This is a genomic window from Veillonella sp. oral taxon 158 (assembly GCF_018376515.1).
Taxonomy (GTDB): domain Bacteria; phylum Bacillota; class Negativicutes; order Veillonellales; family Veillonellaceae; genus Veillonella; species Veillonella rogosae.
In genome coordinates this window covers 83,652-97,527 of record NZ_JAHABE010000009.1, presented here as the reverse complement: position 1 = coordinate 97,527, position 13,876 = coordinate 83,652, and the positions used below count along the sequence as shown (strand labels likewise).

The following is a 13,876-nucleotide window of genomic DNA, read 5'->3' as shown; positions in this document are numbered from 1 at the left end:
TCAATGGGGTGATGCTCCTGTTTGGAATGAGCTACATATGTCTACAGATTTTCCAACTTATTGGGATTAGTCACACACACTTTTTGTCCTATAACCCTAGAGTCCTTTGTTGTATGTAGATTTTTATACAGAAACTATTATAAACTAGAAATCCGTCTATCGTTGGCCTATTTAAGCTGACCAGCTGCAACAGCAAGGTCACGCCAATAGATGGCTTGCATATAACCATATGTATCTGGTTTTAAGGTAATTAATTTAGCTTTATTACGTTTTTCTTCACGTAATACTTTACCGGTACGAGCGTCAATAATATTACGTTGGTCTTGAACCCATTGAATCGTATCGTTGTCTTGATCAAAGTAATAATGGTTAATATACTCTGTCATATAATATTGAGCTCCTTGATGACTATAGGTACGACCTATAATTTCAAAGTTATTACCTTCACCGGCAATAACTTTAACGCGTTGTTCAGCATAATAATTTTGGCCGTTCATACGATATAAATAGGCATAGCCTCGTGCATTCTCTAAATCAGCAATATTAACTGCTTGTGAGGGGAGGATACCTAAGATAGTGAAAGCTGCAGCAATTAACAAAAATTTTTTCATTATTGCACCTCAGGATATAGCTTTTTAGCTTCTTCAATAGCTTCTTTAATGATAGCCTTATTACGATCTTTAACCATGCCTGGAATACGGAATAAGTCGATTATCATCCAAATACCTAAGCCACCAGCTGTAAGCCAGTAGATAATATTAATAACTGGTTTGTTTAAATAGAAATAATGTACGCCAAGGACGAACCAGAATAGGTAGGCCATACCTGTTTCTTTTTGACGCGCTTGAGCAGATAATACATAGTTTTTTTGCTGCTCTGTTAAGCCTTGTAAAAGTGCTAATACATCAGGTGTCATAAAATCTCCTTTATACTACTTTGCGTGTGGCTGATCAGACTCTGCCACAACATGTACAACTAATTCTTGATCTGAAGGAATCTGTGCCATGACCATAGGCATAGGTACATCCATAGCGGCTGCAATACCTTTGATTTGGCGCATTGCTACGGGTACTACAGTACCATCGTCTTGTACATTTTTCTCTAATACTTCAATTTCAGTAGTAGTTAAACCTGCTTTATTTGCAAAGTCTTCAATGGATACTCCATTGGAGTCGCGATATTGTTTAATGAAATCTCCGATATACATAGATTCCTCCTATTTATAGATACTATTATATTGTAATTAAAAATATGATATATGGCAATAGATGAATAAAAGATGAAGTTAATAAAATTACAAAAATAAATTGACTTAATACGTTAGCGGTGTTAATATTAACTCATAGAAAACATCATATTTGGGAATAGGTGCTGAAAAGCATAATAGAGAAGCTGGTTAAATGCCAGCACGGTCCCGCCACTGTATGGTCGAGCGAGTCTAAATTAAGTCACTGGGAAACTGGGAAGGCTAGATGAGCGATGAAGCCGAGTCAGGAGAACTGCCTATTCAACATTCACCATTTGACCTACGAGAGATAGGGAGGAGAAGTTAATAGCTCCTTTTTACGTACCCGTAAAAAGGATTTTTTAGTTCTATACGTTCTAAATATATTATTTTGATATTTAGATTATAGTTCTTACGACCTTAATGTCGTGCTATGGTCATGGTGGATTATACCTTTTGGTATTACCAGCATGACATACGTTATGACTGTTAATATATTTTATGGTAAATGTAGGGCATGCATTTATTCATCATCATCCTAAAAAAGAGGCTGACCCAGGATTCTAGTAGTTCGGATTCTGGGTCAGTCTCTTTTTATTTTATGAGATACATGAAATTTAAGTTAATTATAAAAAAATGATTGACGATGAATTCTATACATGATATTATTATTTCAGTTGAGACGCGGGAGTGGCGGAATTGGCAGACGCACCAGACTTAGGATCTGGCGCCTTACGGCGTGGGGGTTCAAGTCCCTTCTCCCGCACCAACTTTATTGCACCTTTAGAGGTGCTATTTTTTTGCCTAAAATTAGGTATTTAAAACGGATATAAAAATAACTATAACTATAACTATAACTATAAGCATAACTATAACTATATCTGTTATCGCATTTTTACTATTATATATAACGCGGTCTATAAGCTTAACTACTAGGTTATATGTTATAATAAATGAGTTAGAACTATTTAATTAATACAATCATAGTAATACTATATGGTGCAGTATGGATAATACATTAACTAAGCTGCTTTCACAGAACCCATCCTTTGTGGATGGGCTAAACGCATTTCAGCGGAAAGGAAAGTCAGTTATATATGGTCTTAGTGGTTCTCAAAAGAGTTTCCTCTTAAACCAAGCATTTACTACAGGCCTTACAAAGCTTGTAGTTATCGTAGTCCATGATAAAGACCATAAAGAGATGTGGGAACGGGACTTAGCTTTTTTCATGCCTAATGTTCCAGTCCTCTCATTTCCTATCACAGATCATGTAGACTTTACAACTGTAGCACGTAGCCTTGAAGACCAAGGTGCACAGATGCGAGCATTAGCCCTTCTTGCATGGCAGGAGCCAGCTGTGGTTATTGCTAATGCAGAGGAGGTTACACAATACGTTGTATCTCCACAATATTTAAAAGGACAATCGCTACATTTTGCTTTAAATGATACGATTGAGCGTGATACAGCGCTTGAACAACTTGTCACAATTGGATATGAGCGGGTAGACCAGGTGGAACAACGTGGTCATTTTGCCGTGCGTGGCGATATTTTAGATATCTATCCTGTTAATAGCGACAATCCCATACGTATAGAATTCTTTGGTGATGAAATCGATACCTTGCGGTTTTTCTCTGTAGCGAATCAACGGTCTATTGAACAAATTGATTCTTATACGGTGACGCCTTTCTTCCTTGGTAAAAGCGATGCAGATAGTACCTTATTATCGTATGTAAAGGATGGTCTCCTCATTTACGATGAGCCAGGACGTATTCAAGAAGCGTTAAAGAAATTCCTCAAGGAAGATCCTACACATCGTAAAAATCATTGTGACTGGAGTGAATTGCAGCGCACTGTAGAAGCGATGACTCAAGTGGCTTTTACATTTATGCAACAACGCTCTATTGGTCTTACTGGATTTAACCCTATTGGTATTCAAGGGAAGACGATGACGAGCTTTGAGCGTCAAATTCCTTTATTAACAGATGAAATTAAGCAATGGCATCGCCTAAATCATCAAGTTGTATTGGTATTAAATAACCAACAACGACGAGAAGGCATTGAACGAGCTCTTGAAGGAGAAAATATCGCCTTTATTCATAGTGAAGAATGGATTGCTAAGCCTAATACGGTTGTTATATTACAAGGGTTATTGACCGATGGCTTTGAATTGCCAAATAGCCATTTAGTAGTTGTCGTAGAAGGCAATATTTACGGACAACAAAAGCGTAAGCTTCGCAACAAGCCTAAAAAGGGCCAAGAAATCAATTATTTTACGGACTTAACCCCTGGTGACTATGTTGTACATAGTATGCATGGTATCGGTAAGTATATTGGCCTTAAAACGATAGAAACAGAAGGCATTCATCGCGACTATATTGAAATCGCTTATGCGGGAACGGATAAACTGTTCTTACCTGCAAACAATTTAGATCAGTTACAAAAATACATCGGCAATGAAGGTGATGTGCCTCGTATTCATAAGATGGGTGGCCGTGACTGGGCTAAGGTTGTTACAAAGGCAAAAAAATCCATCGATGATTTGGCAGATAAGCTCGTTGAGATATATGCACAACGAGAAATTACAGAAGGTTTTGCATTTTTGCCAGATCAACCATGGCAGCAAGAGTTTGAAGATGCATTCCCATATGAAGAGACGGAAGATCAGTTACAAGCTACGGCGGAAATTAAAGAATCTATGGAACGACCTGTTCCTATGGACCGCTTGCTAGCTGGAGACGTAGGGTTTGGTAAAACTGAAGTCGCTATGAGAGCTATCTTTAAAGCTGTTATGAGTGGCAAGCAAGTTGCGGTGCTCGTACCAACTACTGTTTTGGCGCAACAACATTTCCAAACCTTCTTGAATCGCTTTGCCCCATTTGGCGTAAAGGTAGATGTACTTAATCGATTCCGCAGTACAGCTGAGAAGAAACAAGTTTTAAAAGGTGTAGAGAATGGCTCTATTGATGTTCTCATCGGTACCCATTCGCTACTTAACAAAAAGGTTGTCTTTAAAGACTTGGGCATGCTCGTTGTAGACGAGGAGCAACGTTTTGGGGTAGCGCAAAAGGAAAAATGGAAAGAGTGGGCTAGTAATATTGATGTGCTCACTTTGAGTGCTACACCAATTCCACGGACCTTACATATGTCTCTCGTAGGTGTTCGTGAAATGTCTGTCATCAATACGCCACCAGAAGAACGCTTACCTGTTCAGACCTATGTGGTGGAATATGACATGAATCTCGTTGCAGATGCGATTAAGCGAGAATTGGCACGGGGGGGACAAGTTTACTTTGTATATAACCGCGTGGCATCTATTAATCACATGGGTGAATTATTAGAAGCGGCGTTGCCAGGTTTGCGTTATGCTATTGCTCACGGTCAAATGACGGGCCGTCAAATTGAAGAAATTATGACCGACTTCTATGAAGGTCATTACGACGTATTATTGTCCACCAGTATCATCGAAACCGGTCTAGATATTCCGAACGCCAATACGATCATCATTTATGATGCGGATCGGTTAGGTTTATCTCAGCTATATCAAATGCGTGGACGCGTAGGGCGCTCTCGCAGACGGGCCTATGCATACTTTATGTATCGACCTGACAAAATGCTTTCAGAAGCTGCAGAAAAGCGCTTAAAAGCTATTGAAGAGTTCACGGAGCTAGGTGCTGGTTTCAAACTTGCTATGCGAGACTTAGAAATTCGTGGTGCAGGCAATTTATTGGGTTCACAGCAACATGGCAATATCGCATCTGTTGGCTTTGGCATGTACGTAAGTATGCTTGAAGAAGCGATTGCAAAGGCTCAAAATAAAGAGGTAGAGCGCGAGGTATCTATTGATCCAGCTATTGATTTAGAGGTGGATGCCTTTATCGATGATGAGTACATCAAAGATAGTGCTCGTAAGATTTCTGTATATCAACGGTTGTTACATATTAAATCTAAAGAACAACTAGATGACATGACAGATGAACTGATAGATCGTTTTGGTACGCCTACAGATCCGGTAGATAGATTATTGCGTATTGCTCAAATTAAAGAGCAAGCACGTCTGCTTGGTATTAAGAGTATCGTCCGTAGAGATAAACAGCTTACGATCCATTGGTATGATGACTCCAAAATGGCCGACTGGGATATGGGGGCTGTACGGGAAGATCTCTGGAAAAAAATGAAATTTGCAGACACCAAGCCAGCCACATTATATGTGAGCCTTAATGGCATGAAAGGTTCTATTTTGACCATTACGGAAGCGGTGATGAAGGCACTGAGCCACAAGTCATCGTCTAAGGAGGGCCTATGAATCGATTTTTAAAGGGTGCCATGATTTTAACCTTAGCCGGTATTATTGTGAAGGTCATCGGTGCGTTTAGTAAAGTTCTTATCGCCCGTGTTCTCGGTGGTGAAGGCATTGGCCTATATATGATGGCCTATCCAATCTACCAAATTATCGTCAGCATTTCTGCGGCTGGTATTCCCGTAGCCATTTCCATTATGATTGCGGAAAAGCTCGCCAATGATGATATGAGGGGCGTACAACAAGTATTTTCTGTATCCTTAAGAGTACTTACTATTTTAGGTTTAGTATTTAGCTTGGCCTTATATGGCAGTGCACAGTGGCTCATAGATACTCAGATTATTACAGATCCACGAGCTCTCATAGCCATTCAGTTGTTATCGCCAGCTATCTTTGTAGTAACGATTCTAAGTTGCTTTAGAGGTTATTTCCAAGGCTTCCAATACATGGTGCCTACGGGGACGAGCCAAATCTTTGAACAAATTTTCCGCGTATCCTCTATGGTTGGCTTAGCTTACTACTTCATCGATAGAGGCTTACATTTAGCGGCAGGGGGTGCTACCTTCGCCACCTTCCCAGGTGTATTAGCAGGTTTACTCGTATTAATTTTCTTTTACTATCGTCAACGACGCGTGCGCGAACAGATGCTTTCACAACAAAATACAAATGCTATCTGTGAAAGCAATAGTGCTGTAGTGAAACGATTATTTAGTCTCGCTATACCAGTATCTATGGCAAATATTATGCTGCCTATGGTATCTCTCATCGATACATTCATAGTGCCGAAGCGTTTGATGGATATTGGGTATTACCTCAATGAAGCAACAACACAGTTTGGATACCTTACAGGGATGGCCACATCACTCATTGGTTTACCTATCATTTTGACTACCTCTTTGGCGGCTAGTTTAGTACCGGCTGTATCTGAAGCTCATGCACAAGGTAATATTAACCGTATTGTGCAGCGGGCAAGTACGGCTATTAAAATTGCCAATATGTTCACGATTCCCGCCTGTATTGGCCTTTGTGTACTGGCGACGCCTATTTCCCTGCTGATTTATGCAACGCCTAATGCAGGGCCTGTTATCGCCGTTATTAGCCTGAGTATTGTATTCTTAGGATGGCAGCAAATTACAGCGGGCATTCTGCAAGGTTTGGGGCGAACTGTAATCCCTATGGTAGCGATTTTCGTTGGTTTATTAGCAAAAACATTTTTAGATTATGAGCTGACAGGAACTGTTGAGCTTGGTATTAATGGTGCTGCATGGGCTACAAATTTAAACTTCGCCATTGCTGCACTCATAAACTATATATTTGTAAAAAAATATGTCGGCTCTGTGCTTAATAAACTTGAATTGCTGAAAATTTCCGTATCTGCTATGGCCATGGGAGGCGCAACGCAAGTTATCTATGTGAGTATTGTAGAGTTATTAGGTAATGGTGGTGCTGTAGCTGCTGCTATTGTAGTAGCCGTATTTGTGTATGGTCTATCTTTGTGGCTTACTAAGGCCGTTGTGAAGGATGATATGTATCATTTCCCAATCATTGGCAAGCGTTTACAAGCTCGTCGAGATAAGGAGGAAGCAAAGCTCTATGAAGAACAATACTAAGGAACCCGTATCTGTACAACCATTAGTGGATGTAGTAAAAGCCTTACGTGCGCCTAATGGGTGCCCTTGGGATCAAAAGCAAACGCATGAATCCTTACGACGCTATTTCATTGAAGAAACCTATGAAGTCGTAGATGCCATTGATAATAAAGATATGCCCAACCTTCGTGAAGAATTAGGGGATGTATTATTACAAGTTGTCTTTCATAGTCAACTAGCAGAGGAAGCGGGTCATTTTACCTTACAAGATGTAATACATGACGTTACTGAAAAAATGATCCGTCGTCATCCTCATGTTTTTAATCCTGAAAATGATGAAAAATCATACTCATGGGATGAATTAAAGGCAAAAGAAAAGAAAAATATTCAAAAATCTGTATTAGATGGTGTGTCTAAAGGTTTACCTGCTTTAGTGGCCGCTTATAAGCTTCAGGAAAAGGCCGCGAAGCTAGGTTTTGACTGGGATGAGCTCGATCCGGTTTGGGCGAAAGTTTCCGAAGAAATGGGTGAATTTAAGGAGGCTATAGCACAAAAAGATAAAGAAAATATGGAAAAAGAGGCAGGAGATGTGCTTTTTTCCTTGATTAATCTACTCAGATGGTATAAAATAAGCGGTGAAAATGCACTAAATCGCACAAACACAAAGTTCCGACAGCGTTTTTTACATGTAGAGGCTTGTGTTAACCAAAGCGATCGCTCATGGGAAGACTTTTCATTAGCTGAGCTGGATGCTTTTTGGGAGGAGGCTAAAGTGCAGGAAAAGTAGCCTAGAGGTTTTGCATACTTCTAAGGTATTGTATTTTTAAGGAGGTTCTGTCATGAACAAAACAGAATTAATCGCAAGTGTTGCACAAAAAACTGAATTAACAAAAAAAGACGCTGAGAAAGCGGTAAAAGCTGTATTTGACACAGTTGCTGAAGAATTAGCTGCTGGCGGTAAAGTACAAGTTATCGGCTTCGGTACTTTCGAAGTTCGTGAACGCGCTGCTCGTGAAGGCCGTAACCCACAAAACGGTAAAACTATCACAATCGCTGCTTCCAAATCCCCTGCATTCAAAGCTGGTAAAGGTTTGAAAGAGCAAGTTAACGCTACAAAAGCTAAAAAACGCAAAAAATAATCCCTAAAGGATATGAAAGAGACCTTTCGAGGTCTCTTTTTTTGGTCTATTTATGGTATAATGCACAGAGAAAGGGTGCACTATGAATAACGAAACATCACGGAAGGTTCTCATTGTGTCCGCCTCTATCGGGACAGGACATATGCAGGCCGCAAGAGCCATAGAAGAATATTGGAAAGAAAAAGAGCCACACGCATCGATTACTCATGTGGACTTTTTAGATACAGAAACTATGTCTGTAGAGCATTTGATTAAGGGGACGTATATTAAGATGATCGACGTATTCCCTATGCTTTACGATATGATTTATCGTGTATCAAAAGGGGAGCGACGAGGGACTATTTTGCAAACTGCATTGTCCTATCTCCTTAAAAGTCGTATGCTCAAGCTGGTTCAACAAGAGAAGCCAGATGTGATGGTCTTTACCCATCCATTCCCTTGTGGGGCCGCGTCAATTTTGAAGCGCCAAGGTCATATTGATGTGCCATTGGTAGCGATTATGACGGACTTTAGTAGTCATCAATTTTGGCTCTATCCGCAAATCGATACGTACTATGTAGCGACTGAGTCTATGGTTACCGAAATGGTATCCGCTGGTATTGATGAAACTCGTATTCATGTGTCTGGTATTCCTGTGCGCCGTTCCTTTTTCCGTGATGCTATTGAGGAATATAGCTTAGAGGAACCTGTGAAAGTACTCGTCATGGGTGGTGGTCTTGGTTTGGGGTCCCTCGAAACGGCACTTAAACATTTAGATGATGTTAATGGTATCGGTGAAATTACTGTAGTAGCCGGTCAAAATACATCTCTTTATGAATCCTTAGTTACCCTTAGTGATTCTATGAAAACAAAGACTACTGTATATGGCTATACTACAAATATTTCTGAGCTCATGAAATCGTCTTCCCTACTCGTTACAAAGCCTGGTGCTTTGACTTGTATGGAGGCTGTTACAATTGGTTTGCCTATGGTATTCTTTAATGCCATTCCAGGGCAAGAAGAGGCCAATGCAGAGCTATTAGAGCAACGCGGCTGTGCTCGTTGGGCCCGCGATATTCACAACTTAGAAGACGTTGTGACCGCGCTTCTTATTAACTCTCCAAGACTACAACAAATGTCTGAACGCGCTCGTGAATGGCATGTAGATGGAGCAGCTAATATTGTAAATAGCTTAATTGAAATTTTAGACGCTACAAAGCAAGAGGAATTAGTACAAGCTGAAGAAGTAATTGGCTAATTAAACTGTGATATATAGTAAAAAAAGCGATGATCCAAAGGTCATCGCTTTTGTATTATTGGTATTGCTCAATATGTTCTTCTCTAATTCTTTGTAGTGTTTCTAAGAACTCATCTGTGCTTTCAGCACTATCTAAGAGATCTTTTAATTGGTAGGAATCATCTAATGTCACACTCCATTGGAAGGAGTCGTTATCATCGTATACATTGAATACGATTGGTGTCTCCAAGTCCTCAGGCATATGACCGTCGTCGTCAGACACAGTTGCATAGGTGCCATCTTCTAAAAGCTCTGTAAATAATGTGTCATACCCATCGATGTCGATAAGTTCAAAGTTAATACTTTCATAAAAGTCTAAAAGCATATCCGTCGCCATGTGGACCTCCTCATGAATATATATGTTACGTTTATTCTACTGAGGGTGAATGTTACTGTCAATGGTAATGTGTAGTATAATAAGTAACAGAATTACAAAATAGGAGCATAACATGAATGTTATTAGTTTACAAAATATAGAGAAATCATATGGCACAAGGCTGTTGTTTAAAGAGGTAAATATTACATTTACCACTGAAAAAAGACTAGGCCTTGTGGGCATTAATGGTACAGGGAAATCTACGTTCTTGAAAATACTGGCAGGTCAAATGGAGGCTGATAAGGGCACTATTGAGCGCAATGGCAAGGCGTCTATCCATTACTTGGCGCAAACACCTGATTTTGATGCGGAATCTACCTTATTAGAGGCCGTTCTAGATGGGGACCATCCTCGTCTACAAATGGTAAAAGCCTTTGAACGTATTAGTCGTGAGTACCGTCAAATGCAAGAGTCTGGTGGAGATGATGCTAAATTGTCTCGCAACTATATGAATGCTTTAGAACAAATGGATCACCGAGATGGGTGGCAAGTAGAGCAGGAGGCTCGTATTATTTTATTTAAACTGGGCTTTCCCGATGTAGAGCAAAAGGTAGCCTTGTTATCGGGTGGTCAAAAACGCCGTTTAGCACTTGGTCAAGCTCTGCTATATCCTTGCGATTTATTATTGCTAGACGAACCGACAAACCATTTAGACGAAGACAGTATCGACTGGCTTGAGTCCTATCTAAGTGCCCGACAAGGAGGGCTCTTAATCAGTACCCATGATAGATACTTCCTTGATTCTGTATGTAATGGTATTTTGGAATTATCTAATCGACGCATGTACCAATATGATGGGAACTACGAAGAGTTCATTGCTTTGAAAGCTGACAGAGAAGCACGGGAAGCTGCTACAGAAGAGAAACGCCGCCAGTTTTTAAAACGAGAAATTGAATGGGTTCGCCGCGGGGCCTTGGCGCGAACTACAAAACAAAAGGCTCGTTTAGACCGCTATGAAAAACTAAAGAATATGGAGAAAACGCGTCGTCCAGACCAAATGGATCCCATTGCATTAAAGACGCGTTTAGGTAAAACTATTTTTGATATCGAGCATTTAGAGTTTTACTTTGATGAAAGGCCTATGATCAAAGATTTTACCTATCATGTAGTGCGCCATGATCGTATTGGTATTGTAGGGCCTAATGGTGTAGGGAAGTCTACCTTTATGAATATTCTTGATGGTACCTATGAGCCTACAAGGGGCACTATCGGTAAGGGAGAGACGGTTCGTATTGCTCACTTTAAACAAGAACTACCAGAATTCGACGAAGATATGCGTGTTCTCGATTATATTCGTGAAGACCATTCCTATATGGTACTCGGTGATGGTTCTACCTTGAGTGCCGGTCAAATCTTAGAGCGATTCCTCTTTACACCTGAACTTCATGGTGTGCCGATTCGCAAACTTTCAGGTGGCGAGCGTCGCCGTTTATACCTCTTAAAATTGCTTATGAGCGCGCCTAACGTATTATTGCTAGATGAACCGACTAATGATCTTGATATCCCCACCTTAGAGGTGCTAGAGGATTTCCTTGACTCTTTTAGCGGTGTCATCGTTACCGTATGTCATGATCGGTATTTTCTTGACCGCGTAGTAGATAAACTATTTGTCTTCACTGGTGATGGTCACATTGAAATTGTTCATGGCTCCTATTCTGATTATAAGGATACTCTCGATGAAAGTAGTGGTGGAAAACGTCCGTTTTATATGACAAATGGTAGCACAGCTACTAGTGCCAAAACTGTAAGGGGGACAGAATCTGAGGAGGTTGATACCAATACTGATGACTCTAGAGATAATCAAAGTAAATTCTCCAATACATCTGGAGATAATAGTGGTATAATTATAAATACAGCAGATACTTTCAAAGAATCCCCTAAGAAAGGCCTCAATAAAGCAGAAGAGGCAGAGTATGCGAACATTATGGATGAGTTGCCAAAGCTGGAGCATTTAGTTAAGGGCCTAGATGTGATGATAGGCCAAGTCGCTACTGATTATGAGAAAATGCAAGCCTTGCTGGCTGAGCGAGAAGAGACTCAATCCCAAATAGATGCGCTCACCGAACGGTGGATGGAATTGGAAGAACGTCTATAAATCCACGTATCATGCGATTTACTAATACCTGCTATGCAAAGGAATTACAAGTACTTTTATTGATAAAAGTCACATTCTATAGTATAATTTCTTCGATTAACGATAACAACGTTACCTAAGTAGGAGGAAACTCATGAGTAAGTATGAATTTTTAGACCGTCGGGTACCAATTGAAGACGGAAATATTGCATTAGTTCAAGATTTGTCTAAATGTAAAAATTGCTCTTTATGTCGTAAAGCTTGTGCTGTAGACATGGGCGTATTTGATTATTATGATTTAACCACTAATGGGGATCATCCTATTTGCATTCATTGTGGTCAATGTGCATCTATTTGTCCATTTGATTCTATTAATGAACGCAGCGAAATTGATGAAGTAAAAGCAGCTATTGCTGACCCTAATAAAATTGTCTTTTTCCAAACTGCACCTGCTGTACGTGTTGGCTTAGGTGAAGAGTTTGGCCTTGATGCGGGTACATTCGTAGAAGGTAAAATGGTAGCTGCTCTTCGTAAATTGGGTGGCGACTATATCCTTGATACAAACTTTGGTGCTGACATGACTATCATGGAGGAAGCATCTGAGTTGTTGGAACGTGTTATCAACAGTGATGCGGTATTGCCTCAATTCACATCTTGTTGTCCTGCTTGGGTTAAGTTTGCTGAAACATTCTATCCAGAATTTTTACCAAACTTGTCTACTGCTAAGAGTCCAATTGCAATGCAAGCGCCTACGCAAAAAACATATTTTGCTGAAAAAATGGGCCTTGATGCAAAACAAATCGTTGCTGTTGCAGTAACACCTTGTACAGCTAAGAAATTTGAAATTCGTCGTGACGAAATGAATTCCTCTGCTGAATACTGGGATGTACCAGAAATGCGCGATACAGACTACTGTATTACTACACGTGAGCTTGCAAAATGGCTACGTGCAGAAGAAATCAACTTTGATGAACTTGAAGATTCCGCATTTGATCCATTGATGGGTGAAGCCTCTGGTGGTGGTATCATCTTCGGTAATACTGGTGGCGTTATGGAAGCGGCTATGCGTGCGGCTTACAAATTAGCAACTGGTGAAGATGCACCTCAAACATTGATCCCATTCGAAGCAATTCGCGGTATGGATGGTGCTCGTGAAGCAGACGTAGTCATTGGGGACAAAACATTACATGTAGCGGCTGTTCATGGTACAGGCAACTTGCGTAAATTCATCGAACGCATGCGTGCAGAAAATATCCATTATGACTTCATCGAAGTCATGGCTTGCCGTGGCGGCTGTATCGGTGGTGGTGGTCAACCACGCGTTAAATTACCAATGGCAGACAAAGCTCGTGAAGCTCGTATTGCCTCCTTGTACACTCGTGATGCGGAAGTAAAAGTAAAAGCTTCTTGTGATAATCCAGATATCCAAAAATTATATGCTGAGTTCTTCGATGGCAAACCTATGAGCCATAAAGCACATCACATGTTACATACTACATTTGTGAGCCGTGCAGAAGACTTAGGTCCTAATGGTGCTTGTACGCCTGCTACATGTCCAACATCTGTGCCTAATTTGAAAAAGGCAGCAGAAGCGGCTAAAGCAGCAGCGGAAGCGAATTAATAAAATGTGAAGCAGATAGTTGATGATTTAGTCAGCTATCTGCTTTTTTTGAAACATATTTTTGAAACATATCTTGGAAATATATTTTATGATGATATTTTATGATGATATTTTATGATGATATTTTATGGCGTACCTATAGATAATAAAACTTTCACATAGTTGAACAACACATATGCTATATACGCATAGAGGTTAAAATATAGAGATTGGTAAATTTGTTTAGGATTTACAGTTAGTGTGCTATAATTAAGATATTATTATAGAAGCAATCAATAC

The 13,876-nt window shown here is 40.1% G+C and carries 11 protein-coding genes, 1 tRNA gene and 1 riboswitch; of the genes, 8 read left to right on the top strand and 4 right to left on the bottom strand.

The genetic code is table 11. The annotated features are described in order from the left end of the window. Positions 1-167: 167 nt before the first annotated feature. Genes KH364_RS07005 through KH364_RS06995 form a run of 3 tightly spaced genes read right to left on the bottom strand, consistent with a single transcriptional unit; the run spans position 168 to position 1,207 of the window. The gene (locus KH364_RS07005; protein ID WP_273299090.1) at positions 168-611 is read right to left on the bottom strand and encodes a hypothetical protein; all 444 of its coding nucleotides are present in this window, start codon (positions 609-611) and stop codon (positions 168-170) included. Continuing rightward, on the bottom strand, positions 611-916 hold the full coding sequence (locus tag KH364_RS07000) for a TM2 domain-containing protein (protein WP_009351153.1): 306 nt from the start codon (positions 914-916) through the stop codon (positions 611-613). Before KH364_RS07000 ends, KH364_RS07005 begins: the two co-directional genes overlap by 1 nt. Positions 917-931: 15 nt before the next feature. Beyond that, positions 932-1,207 (bottom strand): XRE family transcriptional regulator, encoded by a 276-nt coding sequence (locus KH364_RS06995; protein WP_273299089.1) that lies wholly within the window; start codon positions 1,205-1,207, stop codon positions 932-934. Positions 1,208-1,349: 142 nt separating this feature from the next. Continuing rightward, a riboswitch (cobalamin riboswitch) is annotated at positions 1,350-1,522 on the top strand. 387 nt (positions 1,523-1,909) lie between these two features. Between KH364_RS06995 and KH364_RS06990 the strand changes: the two genes are divergently transcribed. From KH364_RS06990 to KH364_RS06965, 6 genes are all read left to right on the top strand, one after another. Then, positions 1,910-1,994: transfer RNA gene (locus KH364_RS06990), tRNA-Leu, on the top strand. 237 nt (positions 1,995-2,231) lie between these two features. Then, positions 2,232-5,528: a transcription-repair coupling factor gene (mfd, locus tag KH364_RS06985; RefSeq protein ID WP_273299088.1), complete on the top strand. Its 3,297-nt coding sequence runs from the start codon at positions 2,232-2,234 to the stop codon at positions 5,526-5,528. After that, positions 5,525-7,132 carry a polysaccharide biosynthesis protein gene (locus KH364_RS06980; RefSeq protein ID WP_273299087.1) on the top strand — a complete coding sequence of 536 codons (1,608 nt, stop codon included), beginning with the start codon at positions 5,525-5,527 and terminating at the stop codon, positions 7,130-7,132. The genes mfd and KH364_RS06980 overlap by 4 nt, the downstream gene beginning before the upstream one ends. Further along, positions 7,116-7,898 carry a nucleoside triphosphate pyrophosphohydrolase gene (gene mazG, locus KH364_RS06975; protein WP_273299086.1) on the top strand — a complete coding sequence of 261 codons (783 nt, stop codon included), beginning with the start codon at positions 7,116-7,118 and terminating at the stop codon, positions 7,896-7,898. The genes KH364_RS06980 and mazG overlap by 17 nt, the downstream gene beginning before the upstream one ends. Positions 7,899-7,950: 52 nt before the next feature. Beyond that, positions 7,951-8,250, top strand: a complete 300-nt coding sequence (locus KH364_RS06970) for an HU family DNA-binding protein (RefSeq protein ID WP_009351071.1) — start codon at positions 7,951-7,953, stop codon at positions 8,248-8,250. 82 nt (positions 8,251-8,332) lie between these two features. Further along, on the top strand, positions 8,333-9,487 hold the full coding sequence (locus KH364_RS06965) for a glycosyltransferase (protein ID WP_273299085.1): 1,155 nt from the start codon (positions 8,333-8,335) through the stop codon (positions 9,485-9,487). A gap of 55 nt (positions 9,488-9,542) precedes the next feature. Here the strand turns inward: KH364_RS06965 and KH364_RS06960 are convergent, their stop codons facing one another. Next, on the bottom strand, positions 9,543-9,863 hold the full coding sequence (locus tag KH364_RS06960) for a hypothetical protein (protein ID WP_054748625.1): 321 nt from the start codon (positions 9,861-9,863) through the stop codon (positions 9,543-9,545). A 112-nt stretch (positions 9,864-9,975) separates the two neighbouring features. Between KH364_RS06960 and KH364_RS06955 the strand changes: the two genes are divergently transcribed. Together KH364_RS06955 and KH364_RS06950 are read left to right on the top strand one after the other, a co-directional pair. Beyond that, a complete protein-coding gene (locus tag KH364_RS06955) occupies positions 9,976-11,997 on the top strand; it encodes an ABC-F family ATP-binding cassette domain-containing protein (protein ID WP_273299084.1) in 2,022 nt (673 codons plus the stop codon). A 133-nt stretch (positions 11,998-12,130) separates the two neighbouring features. Then, a complete protein-coding gene (locus KH364_RS06950; RefSeq protein WP_273299083.1) occupies positions 12,131-13,597 on the top strand; it encodes a [FeFe] hydrogenase, group A in 1,467 nt (488 codons plus the stop codon). Positions 13,598-13,876: the final 279 nt, after the last annotated feature.

What these genes read in the sequence shown, in the direction of transcription:
- KH364_RS06960 (WP_054748625.1), bottom strand. Translation starts at nt 9,863, where the DNA reads ATGGCGACGGATATGCTTTTAGACTTTTATGAAAGTATTAACTTTGAA.
- KH364_RS06965 (WP_273299085.1), top strand. Translation starts at nt 8,333, where the DNA reads ATGAATAACGAAACATCACGGAAGGTTCTCATTGTGTCCGCCTCTATC.
- mazG (WP_273299086.1), top strand. Translation starts at nt 7,116, where the DNA reads ATGAAGAACAATACTAAGGAACCCGTATCTGTACAACCATTAGTGGAT.
- KH364_RS06950 (WP_273299083.1), top strand. Translation starts at nt 12,131, where the DNA reads ATGAGTAAGTATGAATTTTTAGACCGTCGGGTACCAATTGAAGACGGA.
- KH364_RS06980 (WP_273299087.1), top strand. Translation starts at nt 5,525, where the DNA reads ATGAATCGATTTTTAAAGGGTGCCATGATTTTAACCTTAGCCGGTATT.
- KH364_RS06955 (WP_273299084.1), top strand. Translation starts at nt 9,976, where the DNA reads ATGAATGTTATTAGTTTACAAAATATAGAGAAATCATATGGCACAAGG.
- mfd (WP_273299088.1), top strand. Translation starts at nt 2,232, where the DNA reads ATGGATAATACATTAACTAAGCTGCTTTCACAGAACCCATCCTTTGTG.
- KH364_RS07000 (WP_009351153.1), bottom strand. Translation starts at nt 916, where the DNA reads ATGACACCTGATGTATTAGCACTTTTACAAGGCTTAACAGAGCAGCAA.
- KH364_RS06995 (WP_273299089.1), bottom strand. Translation starts at nt 1,207, where the DNA reads ATGTATATCGGAGATTTCATTAAACAATATCGCGACTCCAATGGAGTA.
- KH364_RS06970 (WP_009351071.1), top strand. Translation starts at nt 7,951, where the DNA reads ATGAACAAAACAGAATTAATCGCAAGTGTTGCACAAAAAACTGAATTA.
- KH364_RS07005 (WP_273299090.1), bottom strand. Translation starts at nt 611, where the DNA reads ATGAAAAAATTTTTGTTAATTGCTGCAGCTTTCACTATCTTAGGTATC.